Below are 14,445 nucleotides of genomic sequence, written 5' to 3' on the forward strand. Positions count from 1 at the left end.
ATGTCCGTGGACCCCAATGGATCAGGAGTGCGATGACGCTGACCGGCGATGCAGCACCTGACGCGCAGACGCGTTCGCATCCAGTCGACTCCCGCAGGTACGTCCCGTTTCTCGTGGCTACGACGGTTTGTCTTGCCTTGGTGTCCGTCGTCGCGGTGTGGTCGGGTGCCGCGTCGGTATCCGTCGGTGACGTCTTCACGGTGTTGTACGCGCACGTTGGCGGTCCGCCCGTCGACCCGTTGCTCGATCGGATCGTGTGGGGATTGCGGGTCCCGCGTATTCTCATTGCGGCCCTGGCGGGTGCCGGGTTGTCTCTGGCCGGCGCAGTTCTACAGGCGTTGGTACGCAACCCGATTGCCGATCCGTACATCCTGGGTGTCGGTTCGGGAGCGTCCTTCGGTGCGGTGCTGATCATGACAACCAGCGTCGGAACCGGTCTGTCGATCGGAGTCCCGGTGGCAGCCTTCCTGGGGGCTATGGTCTCCCTGATCGCAGTCCTCGTCCTGGGCAGGCGAGAGGGCATGCTTGTCCCGCTACGCATGGTCCTCGCTGGTGTGGCCATCGGTTATTTGCTTTCGGCTGCAACAAGTTTTGTGCAGTTGCGAGCCGACCCGAGTCAGTTGTCGGGTGTGCTCTTCTGGTTGCTCGGTTCGGTAAGCGGGGCAAGTTGGTCGGACCTCGGCATTCCGGCCACGGTGATCGCCGTCTGTGCGGCAGTGCTGTTGACACAGTCCCGCCAACTCAACGCTCTTGCAATGGGAGACGAGAGTGCGCAATCGGTGGGCGTCGACGTGCGCCGCACCAGATTGCTGTTGCTGGTGATCGCGTCGATGCTGACTGCGGTTGTCGTAGCCGTGGCCGGCGGAATCGGCTTTGTGGGACTGCTTGTCCCTCACGCGGTACGGCTTGTGGTCGGATCCGATCACCGCAAACTTCTCCCGGCCACAGCGCTCGTCGGTGCGACCTTTCTGGTAGTTGTGGATCTTGCGGCTCGAATGTTGGATTCTCCCAATGAATTACCGCTCGGAATCATCACGGCCGGATTGGGCGCCCCATTCTTCCTCTGGTTACTTCGCCGCGACGGAGGAACGCAGTCATGAGATTGTCGGCCAGTGGAATTCACGTCGTTCGAGGTGGACGGTTGGTGGTTTCAGGCGTAGATCTCGAAGCGCCCGCGGGAAGCGTGGTCGGGCTCGTCGGACCGAACGGTAGCGGAAAGTCCTCGCTTCTGCGTGCGCTGTATCGCTCCGGAAAACCGAGCAGCGGAATCGTGTGGGTGGACGAGGTGAACGTGTGGGACGATCTCTCGCCCCGATCGGCGGCACGGATCATCGGCGTTGTGGGGCAAGAACATTCCTCCGACTTCTCCTTCAGTGTCCGAGAGGTGGTTGCAACCGGTCGGACCCCGCACCATGGCGCGTTTTCGCGACTCGGTGAGATCGACCGGGACATCGTCAACGCCGCACTCGCGCGAACCGGTATGCAGGGCTTCGGATCACGGCTCTTCGCCGAGCTGTCGGGCGGTGAGAAGCAGCGTGTGATGTTGGCCAGGGCGATCGCCCAGCAGCCGTCGGTGCTGGTGCTGGATGAACCGACCAACCACCTCGACATCCGTGCTCAACTCGAATTGATGGAACTGGTAACCGAACTCGGAACCACGACCGTTGTCGCGATCCACGAGCTTGCCCTGGCCGCTGCGTACTGCGACTACGTCTGCGTGCTCTCTGATGGAGCAGTCGTCGCATCAGGACCCACCGCCGAGGTTCTCACCGAGGGTCTGTTGTCCGAGGTATTCGGAGTCCGGGTGCATCTCGGAACACACCCCTTGACCGGGCGGCCACTGCTGTCGTTTGCCCCTCCGCCCACCCCCACGAAAGAAGCTGTGACGTGAAAACCTCGATACGTACTGCCGCCCTGTTGTGCTCGGCCGTCGTCGCCACTGCAGTGCTGACCGCGTGCGGAAACTCGACTGCGGATTCGGCGGCAGCGTCCTCGGGCGCGATCACCGTCACCAATTGCGATCGGGACGTCACGTTGCCCAAGACGGCGGAACGGATTGTCTCGCTGTATCCGTCGATGACGGAACTGCTGATTCAGCTCGGTGCCGCGGACCGCATTGTCGGACAATCGAATACCGACCTGTCCCCGCCCAGTGCCGGCCTCGCGCAGCAGTATGCCGACGTCCCGGTCTTGAGCTCCGGAGTTCCAGCGAAAGAAGCTCTGCTCGACGCTCGCCCCGATCTGATCGTCTCAGACGGGGAGTACTGGTTCGACGGTGACCGGCTACAGACCATGGACGAGTTGCGCGACCTCGGCATCCCGATCTTCGTGAACAGCGGATACTGCCACAAGGCAGTCACCGAGGGCAGGATCGACGACGTCTGGTCCGACGTCGACGGTCTCGGTGCCCTCACCGGAACAAGTGACCAGGCAGCGACCCTCCTGACGGACGGCAAGAAATCACTGGCGGCCACCGAGGCGTCCGTGGCCGGAAAGGAGCCTGTTTCTGCTGTGATGGTTCAGGTTTCGGAGGGACAGTCGTACGCTTTGGCGAGGGGGCTGTACAGCAGCGTGCTCGAGGCGGCAGGGGGAAGCAACCTCTTCGAGAACGACCTACCCGACGGCAAGTACTTCGGCCAGGTAGCCACGGAATCGGTCCTTGCGAAGTTGCCGCAGGCAATCTTGGTCGTCTACTCCACCGAGTCGACTCGCGAATCCACGCTCGAGGCTGCCCGCACGGCATTTGCCGGGACTCCGGCCGCGACGTCGAACGCGATATTCGCTGTTCCGGAGGCGTGGTTCGCCGGCGAACTCGCTTCAATTGACGGGGCCGCCGAGGTGTCTCGCCTGCTGCACCCGGGTTGGTGAGTCCATGACTGCACACGAGTGGATCGACGTCGTCGTGTCGCCTACGTGCATATTTTCACGCAATCAACCGCTGCGCCCGGTCAATTCCCTCCGCTTCGCCAGTGGCGTTGTGGAGAACCACCGCTTGCAGCTCCGGGTCAGGGTGCTCGGTTCGGAATAGCCAAGTTGCCGTGACACTGCCGAGACCGGGACGTTTGGGTTGGCGAGCAGGCTGAGAGCGAGTTCGCGCCGCGAATCATCGACGAGTGATTCGAAAGTTCTGCCTTCTGCGGCCAGTCGTCTCTGCAGTGTTCGCGGGTGCAGCATCATCAATGTCGCGATTTGGTTCAGTGTGGCTACGCCTGCGGGCAGGGACCGTACGATCAACGCCGACACCGCGTCGTAAAACGCCACATTCGGATCTCGACCCGCCATGAAACGCACAGCAACGCCGTACGCCAACGGATCCACCCGGGGCAGCTGACGATGCATGACGCCGCGCGGAAAGGTCAACAGATTCCGGTCTGAGCCGAACTCGACCGAGCACCCGAAATATTCGATGTACCTGTGTAGTTCGGAAATGCGCGGATGCTGGAATGAGATGTGCGTCGGATGAAAATCCGGGCCCGCCATCATCCTGAACGTCTGGAGCGTCACCCCCATCGCCAGTTCCACGACGTGCGAGCGGTACGGCAGTCGATGCAGCACGGTGTCGAGCCCATAGGACACGTCGGTGTCGCCGATCGTCAGATCGACAGCCAACGCCGGGCTGTACACGTGGGCGTACCGGGCGACGTCGTGCAACGCATCGCCGATCGTCTCGGCACTGCGGGCCGCGATTGCCACCGGGCCGAGGATGTCCGGGTCTTGCCTGCTCGCAAGCCTGAGGGCGAAATCCGGAACCCCAAGCTCCTGTGCGCATTGTCCGAGCAAGGTGGACAACGCACTGAACGGAACGAAGCTGTCGTACGTGCCGATCATGGCCGGATCGATCCCCACACGGTCACAGAACTCATAGGGATCACCCCCGAGCTCGGAGATCAGCTCGGGCAATCGCGTCAACGACGAAGCACTGATGAGATCCGCCATGTGTCGAAATGTAAATAAATTGGCGTGTGAAGTCAATTTAATCCTGGCGCGGGCAGTGATGATCGACACAGATGACTTGTTCAACGTCGAACGCCATCCTCGGAGGAGCCAGAAAATGACATCGCGCACCGACCACACCGCTCTGTTCATCGACGGACAGTGGAGGGCACCGGACAGTTCGGAAACCATCCACGTTGTCTCACCTTTCACCGAGCTGGAGATAGGTTCGTTCCCCGCGTCCACGACTACGGACGTCGACGCTGCGGTGGCATCGGCTCGAAAAGCGTTGCGGCGGAGCGACTGGGCGGAACTTTCCCCCGCCGAACGTGCAGACGCAATTCGCAGATTCGCCGACGAACTCGAGAAACGAGCCGAGGACCGCGCGACGACGGTCACTCACCAGAACGGCATGCCCATCGAGCTTGCCCGATTCGCCGAGGGCGCCGCACCCGTCCAGCTCTTGCGCTATTACGCAAACCTCGCCGAGTCGACGCCCCCCGAGGAACGACGCGTCAGCCAACCGATGCCGGGCACGACGATCGTGCGACGCGAGCCTGTCGGCGTCGTCGCTGCCATCGCGCCCTGGAACTTCCCTGCGGTGCTGTCGATGTTCAAGATTGCACCGGCGCTCGCGGCGGGCTGCACCGTCGTACTGAAGCCGTCGCCCGAAACCACTTTGGACTCTTACGTATTGGCTGAAGCTGCCATTGCGGCCGACCTTCCTGCCGGCGTCATCAACGTCGTGACGGGTGGGCCGGAGATCGGCCGGTATCTCGTGGCGCATCCTGGGATCGACAAGGTCGCGTTCACCGGATCCACCGCAGCCGGGCGACACATCGGCGAGGTGTGCGGCGGAATGCTTCGCCCTGTCACCCTGGAGCTGGGCGGAAAGTCGGCAGCCCTGGTCCTCGACGATGCGGATGTCGAGCAGACGGTAACCGGTCTCGCGACGGCATCGCTGCTCAACAGCGGGCAGACCTGCTACATGTCGACTCGAATCTTGGTTCCGCGCAGCCACAGTCGGACCTACATCGACGCCATCACTGCCATGGCGGCGGGTTTGCAGGTCGGCGATCCGATGGATCCGTCGACGTTCGTCGGCCCCATGGTGAGCGCAAGGCAACGCGATCGTGTGCTGTCCTTGATCGAGCAGGGTCGTTCGGAGGGCGGAACTATCACCACCGGTGGTGGACGTCCTGCCGGCCTCGACACTGGATTCTTCGTGGAGCCCACGGTGTTTGCCGACGTGAACAACGCCAGCACCATCGCACGACAGGAGGTCTTCGGGCCGGTGCTGTCCGTCATTTGCTATGACGACGTCGATGATGCGCTCGCACTTGCCAACGACTCCGAGTACGGCCTCGGTGGGACGGTGTGGACCTCCGACGAGGAACGCGGAATCGGCATTGCTCGACGCGTCGAGACAGGCTCGTTCGGCGTCAACACATTCAACCTCGACTGGGGTTCGCCGTTCGGTGGAGTCAAAGCCAGCGGCGTGGGCCGCGAACTCGGTCCAGAAGGACTCGCGTCGTACCAGCAGCTCAAATCCATCTTCCTCGCATCCTCTTGAGAATCGAGTCATCATGTCCGACGCAGGACTCGTCGGCGCCCGCGCGCTGGCAGAAAACACAGTCAAAATCGCCGAGCAGTTCGGGACTGCCGAATGGGAAGCTGACAGTGCGTGCCACGGCTGGCGCGTACACGACCTCGTCGGCCACATGGCGTTCTTCTTCAACTTCATCGCCGATCCGGACCTCGTGTTCCCGCCGAACCCCAGCGGAATGTCGGAGCGGCTCAACGACGCTGCTGTTCGCGAGCGCGCAGATCTACCGCACGCGCAGATTCTGGACTACTACCGGGAACAGGCCGAAGCGGGACTCGCGACGTTGAGCCTGTTGCAGGGCGACGAACTTCGCGACAACACGCTCGAGATGCTCGACCTCGGGACGTATCGTCTGCATCAGCTCAGTGACGCGGTGTCGTTCGACCATCTCGTCCATCTGACGTCGGATCTTCTGGCACCGTTCGGACCGATCTCTCACGGTGAGATCGACGTGGCGGCTGCTATCGATCCGGCAATCGACTGGATGGTTGCAGGGCTCCCGCAGATGTGCGGCGAAGCCGTCGCTGTCGCCTTGACATCGCCTGTGGCACTTCGACTCACCGGTGCCACCGAGCGCACTTTCGTCCTGGCCCGTGACGGCGAAGGAGTCACCGTCAGCGAATCCGACGATGTGCCCGAGAACGTCGCGACGACTCTTGCCACCGACTTTTTGCGATGGGGGACCACCCGATCTGCATGGCGGTCCGCTGTCGAGATTTCCGGTGATCGGAAAACCGTCGCGGCGGTCCTTGATGCCGTCGACATCGTGTGACCCACACAGTCGACATCGTGTGATCCACACAGAACTCAATTTCGAAGAAAAGGGAAAAGTTATGTCGCAGTACTTGCAGGACAAGGTCATTCTCATCACCGGCGCCGGCGGTGGGTTCGGTCAGCTCATCGCCGAGAAGGTGGCAGCGCAGGGTGCCAAGGTCGTCGGCGTCGACATCAACGAAGCCGGTTTGAAGGCTGTGTTCGACGGAATCGCGGCAGCGGGGTTCACGGGCACCTACAAGGTTGCCGACGTCACCGATATGGACCAGGTCGTCGCTGCCGCACAGCACGGAATTGCGGAATTCGGAGCGCTCGACGTACTCGTCAACAACGCAGGCGTCATGCCTCTCGCCTACTTTGCCGACCACGAGCGTGCATGGCAGAAGTGGCACAAGGCAATCGACATCAACATCAAGGGTGTCGTCAACGGAATTTCCGCGGTCTACGACCAGATGATCGAACAGGGTCGCGGTCAGGTCGTCAATATTTCGTCGATCTTCGGCAATGCAGGCATCGACGGTTCCGGTGTCTACAGCGCGACGAAGGCTGCAGTCACCACGATCTCGGATTCGCTACGAATTGAGGCCAAGGGCAAGATCAAGGTCACGACGGTCAAGCCGACTGGCGTGACAGGCACGAACTTGGCGAGCTGGATCGTCAACGAGAATGCGATCCTAGGCCTCACGGGCCAGCGTGCCGCGACCTTCACCGAGAACATGGGCGCGGCGACCACCGACTCGTTGCGCCCGGAGCAGAAGGACGTCGACTCGATCGAATACTGGCTCATCAAGCCCGACGATCTTGCCGACGCTGTTGTTCACGTCATTGATCAACCGTGGGGCATCAGCATCAGTGACATCACCGTCCGCGCCAGCGGCGAGGACTACCTGTACTGACGGGCGCACACAACGCCGATAGACCAAATCGATCTGTCTCACCACTGTCACTGACTCGAAAGACGCAGAAAAGCAATGAAAATCGAAGCAGCCGTCCTCCGCGGCGAAGAAACCCCCTTCAGCATCGAGAACCTCGACTTGGCCGACCCGACTCCGCATGAGGTCCTTGTCCGGATCGTCGGTGCCGGCCACTGCCACACCGATGTATTGCCCAGGGCCGCAGCAGGGTTCGGCACCCCGCCGATCGTCCTCGGACATGAAGGCGCCGGAATCGTGGAAGCAGTCGGATCCGCAGTGCAGACCGTCGCAGTCGGTGACCACGTTGTCCTGAGCTTCGACTCCTGCGGCGCCTGCGCCAACTGTCTCGACGCCCACCCCGCGTACTGCGACACCTTCCTGGCCCGCAATCTCGCTGGCAACGCTCTCGACGCGTCCACCCCGCTGACCGACACCGCCGGAAAACCTGTCGCCGGTCGATGGTTCGGCCAGTCGTCCTTCGCCACCCACGCCGTCGTCGACGCACGTAACGCCGTGGTCGTCGACAAAGAACTTCCGCTGGAATTACTCGGTCCCCTCGGCTGTGGGATCCAAACCGGCGCTGGTGCAGTCCTCGAAGTGCTCCAGGTGCGTCCCGGTGAAGGCATCGTCATCGTCGGTGCGGGTGCGGTCGGCCTGTCCGCGGTCATGGCCGCCAAGGTTGCCGGTGCCGGACCGATCATCGCTGTCGACTTGAACAGCGACAGGCTTGCGCTGGCCCGCGAACTCGGTGCCACGGACACGATCGTCGCGGGTACGGGTGATCTGACTGAACAGATCCGCGCGATTGCGCCGGCCGGAGTCCGATACGGCCTCGACACCACCGGGCTACCCACCGTTATCGCGGCTACCCTTGATGCCCTTGCTCTGCGCAGCACTCTGGGACTGGTCGGCGTGCAACAGGGTGATTTGACGATCGCACCGCTTGCTCTGACTGCCGGTCGTACCATCACCGGCATCCTCGAAGGTGACGCCAACCCGCACACCTTCATCCCCACCCTGATCGCACTGTGGCGGGCCGGACAATTCCCCTTCGACCGCCTCGTCACCACTTTCCCTCTCTCCGAGATCAATGCCGCCGAAAAGCGCGCTCTCGCGGGGGAAATCGTCAAACCGATACTTCTCCCGGGCACCTAGTTCGCTCGCGCCTGAGGTCTTGAAGGAAGTGCTGTGCTCACCCCCGTAATTGGCGGGGGTGAGCACGATGGTTCTCAGTTCCCGAGAATCCGGGCCTTCTGGGAGTCGAACTCGGCGTCGGTGAGGATGCCGGCAGCTTTGAGTTCACCGAGCTTGGTGAGCTGTTCGATCTTCGCGTCCATAGATGCGGCCGGCGCAACCTGGGGCGGCAGTGGTGGCAGATCCGGGATCGGGGGAACAGCCTGTGCCGCCGCCTTGGCCTGATCTTCTGCGGCCCAGCGAGTTCGCTGGCGGCGCTGAACATTTCCGTGGATGGAGCTTGCGACAGCTACTCGGCTGGCCCGCCTCAGGAAGCTCATTCGTTGTTCTCCGTTTCATTCAAGGCAGTGGCCAGCTCGTCGACTGAAATGTGACCTTCGGTGATCACTCGGGCACCGCTGCGAACCCACGCATCCAGAACGGGGAGCACAGTCAACTCCTCGTAGACGAGAACCGCTGCAACACTTCCGGCGGCGATGTCCTCGCCCACAGCAGCGATGTCGCCGGTGTCGAGCAATCCGGACGCGGCACCGTCGAACTGGGACAGATCGAAATCTGCGAGGTCGAACGTGGATGCCGGAACCACGCGCAGCGAGTTGTCCGCAGCTTTGGCAACAAACTCGAGATCGAGAATGCGGATGGTTCCGTTGTCGACGATCTCGAGCAACTGCTCGAAACCGTCGGCAGTTACTGCGCCATCGGGAAACTCGACTGCAACATATTCGATAGGACCGAACTGGTCTTGACTGGCCATCAGTTCTTCTGTTCCTTGTTCGAGGTCGGAATTCCGGCCTGGTGAAATGATCATCTACAACGATAGTCCGACTGTCTGGTTTCTACGCTTTCACGGTTTCGGCAGCGTCGCGGTAGACGATCATCTCGCGCTGCAACGCACGACGGAACCGCGGCTGCTCGGCCAGCAACACGGCCAGTACCGTCAGGAGTAACCACGTCGCGGCGGCGCTCGCAAGCAGCATGAGCACCGGAATCCACGGCCCACCCATCTGCTCGAGTAGCGTCGTCTTGGCCCAAACACGCCAGTACAGCATGAGATTGACGACCAATCCGACGCCGTACGAGATGGCGAAGGAGAGCATGAACGGTTTCCACGTACCGTCGTAGCGACGTTCGAGAATCGGTTCGGCGCGCAACGGCAAGCTGACCGACATCACGTTGGCGACTCCGAGCCACAGCAGGATCATGGTCAGGACCTGTCCGCAGGCTTTCAACAATTCAGTGCTGTTTCCGGCGCGCCATGACAGAACGACGCTGAGAACAAAGCCGGCGGCTCCGACGAGGATCAGCATCACGATGTTCTTGGCGACAAGCACATGCCACAGGCGGGTACCACCGGAGAGCGCCGCGCGCACCCGGCCGGCGTCGAAGCTCAGAGCATTGGTGCAGACAACACTGCCGATGACGCCAGACAATGCGTACAGAGCCAGATAGGGCAGACGGTCTTCCTTGCTGTCCCACTGGAAAAGTCGGATGAACGCCAGATACGCGAACCCGAGTCCGAGGCTCAGGCCCAGACGGAACGCAATGGATCGAGGTTTCCCGTTGACTACGTGTCGGAATTCCTCGCGAATACGGCTGCCGAGGTCCTGCATGTGCCGAACCGCGGGGTTTCCGGCCGCAAGCGGGACGTAGCCGCGGATCGCAGCGGCAACGTCGTCACTGTCGCCGGCATCGAGGGCGGCAACACGGGCTTCGAGAACTGCGAGATGCGCTGCTTCGAGCGCAATCCGGGCGGTGGTGACTGCCGCTACCGCGTCAGCTTCGGCTTGAGCTGCCGCGCCGATGCTGGCGTCGGCCGGTAGGGGTGGCTGAAGGCGGGTGATCAGTTCGAGTTGGCGGGCCATGTGCGGTGACGGCGAGAGGCCGCTGTACGTCGGTTGGTTCAGTGCCGCTCGATCTTTGTCCAACAGATCCCGGGCACCAGTCGCAGCCTTCTCCACTGCAGTTCGGCTTTGCCATCGGACCGAACGCACCTCGGCTTCGGCCGCGAGGGCCCGCGACGCTACTTCGGCCAGATCTTCGACCGCGGTCAACTGCTCACTCCACTCGGTAGTTGCAATAGGGGAAATCAGCTCTCCTGCGCACTATCTCACGCAAGAGCAGGCATCGGTGCAACACTGACAAGCATGACAAGCGTGCAAGACAAGGACGATCTGCAGCGATACCTTCAGTCGGCTCGGGACGCCTTGCTGTGGAAACTCGAAGGGCTGTCGGAGTACGACATCCGGCGACCGATGACTCATACCGGCACCAATCTGCTGGGATTGGTCAAGCACATGATCGGCGTGGAACTCGGATACTTCGGCCCGGTGTTCGGACGCCGGGTGCCCGACCTGCCGCAGTGGTTGCGCTCGGACGAGCCCAATGTCGATATGTGGGCCCGCGCAGACGAATCCAGGGATTACATACTCGACACGTACCGTCGTACGTGGGCATTTTCGGATGCCACGATCAATGATCTGGATCTTGATGCACCGGGCGAGGTGAAGACGTGGCCGCCGGAACGGCGCGGCGTGACCTTGCACCAGATACTCGTGCACGTCGTCACGGAAATTCACCGTCATGTCGGCCACGCCGACATCGTGCGCGAAATGATCGACGGCGCTGCAGGTCTGCGATCCGACAACGCCAACGTGGCGCCGGGCGATCAGGCGTGGTGGGCCGAATATCGAGACCGCCTCGAGGACGCCGCTCGCAGCGCCGACCACGCCTGACCCATTTCTACTCGAGAACGGCGGCGGCGCCGATCACGACGACCACGATCACGAAGTTGATCAACAACAGTGGCCAGACGAAGCGCAGGAACTTGTCGTAGCCGACCTTGGCCATCGCGAGTCCACCCACAACGACGACGTTGGTGGGTGCAACCATCAGCATCAGGCCGTGGCCCATCTGGAAGGCCGTGATGACCAAAGACCTACTGACTCCGGCAAAATCACCCAGCGGTGCCAGCAGTGGCATTGCGAGGGTGGCGTGTCCCGAGCTGGACGGAATCAGGAAGGCCAGCGGAATGTTCACGAGCATCACGAGGATCGCGAACACACCCGCGGACGCGCCGGACACCAACTGTTCCATCGCATTGAGGATGGTGTCGAGGGTTTCGGTGTTGGTCATGATCACGGAGACGCCGCGCGCGAGCAGGATGACGATGGCGGGCCCCACCATGTCGCCGGCGCCGCGGGTGATCAGTGAGACGGTTTTCTTCTCGCCCATCTTGGCGACGATGCCGACGAGGACGGCCGCGAGGATGAACAGCATCGCCAGTTGCGGGAACCACCAGTTCAATTCGAACCAGTAGGGCTCGGTGGCAGTGACGTGGTAGGCGTCGTACTCGGCCGGCCCGGTGGTACCGCCGAAGATGCTCGACCACGGGATGACGGAGAAGATCATCAAGCCGAAGGTGAGTCCGGTGATGACGAGGACCAGTTTCTGAATTCCGGTCAGCTTGCTGTCGATGTCGACAGGTGGTGCTGCCTCTTCTTCCTCGTCGTCGATATCGAATCCGACGAGTGACGTGGCCGGATCTTTCTTCACCTTGGCGGCGTAGCGAAGCACGAATACCACTGCCACTGCGGTCAATACGATCCACAGGATGACGCGCAGGACGATGCCGTCGCCGATGGAGACGCCGGCCTCACCGGACGCGACACCGATCGAGAACGGGTTGACCGTCGACGCCATGTTGCCGACGAGTGCGCCGAGGATGATCATCGTCGCGGCGACCATGCGGTCGTAACCGAGAGCCGTCATCAGGGGGATGAGGAGCGCGTAGAAGCCGAACGTCTCGACGGAGAAGCCCATGGTCGATCCGAGTAGCGAGAACAGCACCATGATGACGGTGATGAGCAGCCAACCCTTGTCGCTGAGCTTGGTAGCAAGTTGCGAGACAGCGGTTTCGAGGCTGCGGGTGGCGAAGCTGACGGAGATGAACGCGCCGAGGGCCATGATGAACAGAACGACGCCGACGGATCCGAAAAGCCGGCCGATGTTGTCGGTGTCGACAAATCCGGTGAGCGGATCCTGGACACCGTAGAGGCCGTTGACGGGGGAGAGAATCAGCTGCTGGATGCGTTCGAAGAACGTCAGCGGGGACGTGACGGTTTCGAAGCTACCGGGGACGGGTGATCCGTCGACGTCGACACCGAAGCGTCCGGCCGGAATGAACAGGGCGGCAACCCAGACCAATACCGTGACGATGGCCAGCATCGTGACGGCGCCGGGAAACTCGAACTTCTTCTTCGCCGGGGTTTGCGCGGCGCCTTCTTCGGTCTTGGTGCTCATTTCTTTCCTTCGAATGTGCGGGCGTATTCCTGGAAGAACAGAGCTTTGGCGACAACGGCCTTCTCGAATTCGTCGAGAAGCACACGCTCGTTGGGGCCGTGAATGTTTGCGTACCCGTCGGTTGCGCCGAAGAGCAGTTTCTCGGCGGTGGGCACGGCAGTGTCGAGAGCCATCACGATCGGGATGGAACCGCCGCCGGCCATCTGCCCGGCTTCGCCGTCCCAGGACTCCGAGAGCGCGAACATGGCCGCGTCGAATGCGGGACCACCCTGTTCTGCAGCAAAGCCGTCCCCGGTTTCTCCGGCTTTGACGTCGAGTTCGAGGCCGAACGGGCGTAGCGCCTGTAAGTGCCGGACCAGCGCTGCCTGCGCTTCCACGGCAGGCTGACGCGGATGCACGCGCAGGTTGATCACTGCGCGTGCGGTGCTCGCGACGGCGTTGACTGCGCCGTCGACTGGCGGCGCGTCGATTCCGGTGACGGTGATCGCCGGCCCGGACCAGATCCGTTCACCGATTCCGCCGGTGCCGAGGAGGGGGAGTCCGTCGCGTACTTCGGCGAGGGTGCGGAATTCTTCGTCGGTGTAGCTGCTTCCGGTCCACTCCTCGCGCAGCAGACCGTCGACGGCGACATCACCGTTGTCGTCGTGCAGCGATGCCAGTGCGCGGATGAGCGCAAGTCGTGCGTCGGGAGCGGCGCCGCCGTAGAGGCCGTTGTGTTTGTCGGCTCCGAGAGTGGTCAGTTCCACGATCACCTGGGCGGATCCGCGCAGTGCGACGGTCAAGGTGGGTGATCCGGGGCGAACACTTCCCACGTCGGCGATCACCATGGCGTCGGACTGGAAGAGTTCCGGGGCTTCGGGCGGATAGTTGTCGAAGGGGCTGCCGAATTCTTCCTGGCCTTCGATGACGAGTTTGACTGTCACAGGCGGTTTTCCGTCGAAGACGCGAAGAGCCCCGATCATGCCGATCACGTTTGCCTTGGAATCCGCCGTCCCGCGGCCGTAGAGCGCGCCGTCGCGTTCGGTGGGCTCGAAGGGCGGTGTGTCCCACAGCTCGAGGTCCTCGGCGGGAACGACGTCGTAGTGCGAGTACAGGAGAACCGTGGGCGCCCCAACCGGTCCCGGAATGGTCGCAATGATGACGGGTGCCGTCTTCCCCGGAATTTCGAGACGATCGATCTGGGTGACGCCGGATTTCTCCAAGAGCGACACGATGAAGTCGTGAGCTTCGAAGAGTGGTGCTGCGGGATAGCCATCGGTCGCGACCGACGGTATCCGTACCAGTTCGATTAATTCCGATCGAAGCGCCGGCATCAAATCTGCCGCAGCGTTCTTGATCTGAAGAGGCGTCATCGGCCCAGCGTTTTCGGGCATCGCTTGGTCTCCTTCTGAAGCAAAGTGGACAGCGGGTACCTAGCTCTGCGACAAGTCGAGCCGAGCACCCTTCAGACCGGTCAGTCCTTAGTCGGAAAGATTACGGTTGTCTGGTTGATTTCGTGCGGTCGGTGTGGACATTGCGTGCCTCGGTACCAACCGGCAGTGCCCGTTGGTACCGGCCGGCAGCACGCGAATGGTGTGGGTTGAATTGCGCGATTCCATTCATTCTCGGGCCGCGTGTGCCATGGGATCGCGACGTGCCGTGAGTCGATCAACAGATAGTCGTTTGGTTGATTTGTCACCATTCAGCTATCAGCGCGCACAGCTATCGTCTTGTAACTGTGTCGAT

General features: G+C 62.0%; 14 protein-coding genes. 8 read left to right on the forward strand and 6 right to left on the reverse strand.

Translation table 11 applies throughout. The features are described from left to right. Positions 1-32 precede the first annotated feature (32 nt). From V2B23_RS08115 to V2B23_RS08125, 3 genes are read left to right on the forward strand one after another with little or no spacing between them, the layout of a single operon-like run. Positions 33-1,100: a FecCD family ABC transporter permease gene (locus tag V2B23_RS08115; protein ID WP_430949884.1), complete on the forward strand. Its 1,068-nt coding sequence runs from the start codon at positions 33-35 to the stop codon at positions 1,098-1,100. Beyond that, complete coding sequence (locus tag V2B23_RS08120) at positions 1,097-1,891, forward strand: ABC transporter ATP-binding protein (RefSeq protein WP_430949885.1); 795 nt, start codon at positions 1,097-1,099, stop codon at positions 1,889-1,891. Before V2B23_RS08115 ends, V2B23_RS08120 begins: the two co-directional genes overlap by 4 nt. Next, entirely contained in the window at positions 1,888-2,868 is a 981-nt protein-coding gene (locus tag V2B23_RS08125; protein ID WP_430949886.1) for an ABC transporter substrate-binding protein, read from the forward strand. The genes V2B23_RS08120 and V2B23_RS08125 overlap by 4 nt, the downstream gene beginning before the upstream one ends. A gap of 63 nt (positions 2,869-2,931) precedes the next feature. Here V2B23_RS08125 and V2B23_RS08130 read toward each other — a convergent pair whose 3' ends face one another. Next, a complete protein-coding gene (locus tag V2B23_RS08130; RefSeq protein WP_430949887.1) occupies positions 2,932-3,936 on the reverse strand; it encodes an AraC family transcriptional regulator in 1,005 nt (334 codons plus the stop codon). Between the two features lie 115 nt (positions 3,937-4,051). On the opposite strand from V2B23_RS08130, the gene V2B23_RS08135 reads away from it, so the two are divergent. The 4 genes from V2B23_RS08135 to V2B23_RS08150 all read left to right on the forward strand — a co-directional run bounded on the left by V2B23_RS08135 (position 4,052) and on the right by V2B23_RS08150 (position 8,382). Further along, complete coding sequence (locus V2B23_RS08135; RefSeq protein ID WP_430949888.1) at positions 4,052-5,506, forward strand: aldehyde dehydrogenase; 1,455 nt, start codon at positions 4,052-4,054, stop codon at positions 5,504-5,506. A gap of 13 nt (positions 5,507-5,519) precedes the next feature. Next, on the forward strand, positions 5,520-6,311 hold the full coding sequence (locus tag V2B23_RS08140) for a maleylpyruvate isomerase N-terminal domain-containing protein (protein WP_430949889.1): 792 nt from the start codon (positions 5,520-5,522) through the stop codon (positions 6,309-6,311). Positions 6,312-6,372: 61 nt separating this feature from the next. Next, entirely contained in the window at positions 6,373-7,209 is an 837-nt protein-coding gene (locus V2B23_RS08145; protein WP_430949890.1) for an SDR family oxidoreductase, read from the forward strand. A gap of 75 nt (positions 7,210-7,284) precedes the next feature. Next, the gene (locus V2B23_RS08150) at positions 7,285-8,382 is read left to right on the forward strand and encodes an NAD(P)-dependent alcohol dehydrogenase (RefSeq protein WP_430949891.1); all 1,098 of its coding nucleotides are present in this window, start codon (positions 7,285-7,287) and stop codon (positions 8,380-8,382) included. A gap of 74 nt (positions 8,383-8,456) precedes the next feature. On the opposite strand, the gene V2B23_RS08155 is transcribed toward V2B23_RS08150, so the two are convergent. From V2B23_RS08155 to V2B23_RS08165, 3 genes are read right to left on the reverse strand one after another with little or no spacing between them, the layout of a single operon-like run. Then, a complete protein-coding gene (locus V2B23_RS08155; RefSeq protein WP_430949892.1) occupies positions 8,457-8,741 on the reverse strand; it encodes an SHOCT domain-containing protein in 285 nt (94 codons plus the stop codon). Then, entirely contained in the window at positions 8,738-9,229 is a 492-nt protein-coding gene (locus V2B23_RS08160; RefSeq protein WP_430949893.1) for a DUF6325 family protein, read from the reverse strand. Before V2B23_RS08160 ends, V2B23_RS08155 begins: the two co-directional genes overlap by 4 nt. A 28-nt stretch (positions 9,230-9,257) precedes the next feature. Beyond that, positions 9,258-10,472, reverse strand: coding sequence for a hypothetical protein (locus V2B23_RS08165; protein ID WP_430949894.1), 1,215 nt, complete (start codon positions 10,470-10,472; stop codon positions 9,258-9,260). 93 nt (positions 10,473-10,565) lie between these two features. On the opposite strand from V2B23_RS08165, the gene V2B23_RS08170 reads away from it, so the two are divergent. After that, on the forward strand, positions 10,566-11,153 hold the full coding sequence (locus V2B23_RS08170; protein ID WP_430949895.1) for a DinB family protein: 588 nt from the start codon (positions 10,566-10,568) through the stop codon (positions 11,151-11,153). A gap of 7 nt (positions 11,154-11,160) precedes the next feature. Here V2B23_RS08170 and V2B23_RS08175 read toward each other — a convergent pair whose 3' ends face one another. Both V2B23_RS08175 and V2B23_RS08180 read right to left on the reverse strand, forming a co-directional pair. After that, positions 11,161-12,720 (reverse strand): YfcC family protein, encoded by a 1,560-nt coding sequence (locus V2B23_RS08175; RefSeq protein ID WP_430949896.1) that lies wholly within the window; start codon positions 12,718-12,720, stop codon positions 11,161-11,163. Next, entirely contained in the window at positions 12,717-14,093 is a 1,377-nt protein-coding gene (locus V2B23_RS08180) for a M20/M25/M40 family metallo-hydrolase (RefSeq protein ID WP_430949897.1), read from the reverse strand. The genes V2B23_RS08175 and V2B23_RS08180 overlap by 4 nt, the downstream gene beginning before the upstream one ends. Positions 14,094-14,445: the final 352 nt, after the last annotated feature.

Source organism: Rhodococcus sp. 24CO (assembly GCF_050586165.1).
GTDB lineage: Bacteria > Actinomycetota > Actinomycetes > Mycobacteriales > Mycobacteriaceae > Rhodococcus_F.

What these genes read in the sequence shown, in the direction of transcription:
- V2B23_RS08115 (WP_430949884.1), top strand. Translation starts at nt 33, where the DNA reads ATGACGCTGACCGGCGATGCAGCACCTGACGCGCAGACGCGTTCGCAT.
- V2B23_RS08120 (WP_430949885.1), top strand. Translation starts at nt 1,097, where the DNA reads ATGAGATTGTCGGCCAGTGGAATTCACGTCGTTCGAGGTGGACGGTTG.
- V2B23_RS08130 (WP_430949887.1), bottom strand. Translation starts at nt 3,936, where the DNA reads ATGGCGGATCTCATCAGTGCTTCGTCGTTGACGCGATTGCCCGAGCTG.
- V2B23_RS08135 (WP_430949888.1), top strand. Translation starts at nt 4,052, where the DNA reads ATGACATCGCGCACCGACCACACCGCTCTGTTCATCGACGGACAGTGG.
- V2B23_RS08140 (WP_430949889.1), top strand. Translation starts at nt 5,520, where the DNA reads ATGTCCGACGCAGGACTCGTCGGCGCCCGCGCGCTGGCAGAAAACACA.
- V2B23_RS08145 (WP_430949890.1), top strand. Translation starts at nt 6,373, where the DNA reads ATGTCGCAGTACTTGCAGGACAAGGTCATTCTCATCACCGGCGCCGGC.
- V2B23_RS08150 (WP_430949891.1), top strand. Translation starts at nt 7,285, where the DNA reads ATGAAAATCGAAGCAGCCGTCCTCCGCGGCGAAGAAACCCCCTTCAGC.
- V2B23_RS08155 (WP_430949892.1), bottom strand. Translation starts at nt 8,741, where the DNA reads ATGAGCTTCCTGAGGCGGGCCAGCCGAGTAGCTGTCGCAAGCTCCATC.
- V2B23_RS08160 (WP_430949893.1), bottom strand. Translation starts at nt 9,229, where the DNA reads ATGATCATTTCACCAGGCCGGAATTCCGACCTCGAACAAGGAACAGAA.
- V2B23_RS08170 (WP_430949895.1), top strand. Translation starts at nt 10,566, where the DNA reads ATGACAAGCGTGCAAGACAAGGACGATCTGCAGCGATACCTTCAGTCG.
- V2B23_RS08175 (WP_430949896.1), bottom strand. Translation starts at nt 12,720, where the DNA reads ATGAGCACCAAGACCGAAGAAGGCGCCGCGCAAACCCCGGCGAAGAAG.
- V2B23_RS08180 (WP_430949897.1), bottom strand. Translation starts at nt 14,093, where the DNA reads ATGCCCGAAAACGCTGGGCCGATGACGCCTCTTCAGATCAAGAACGCT.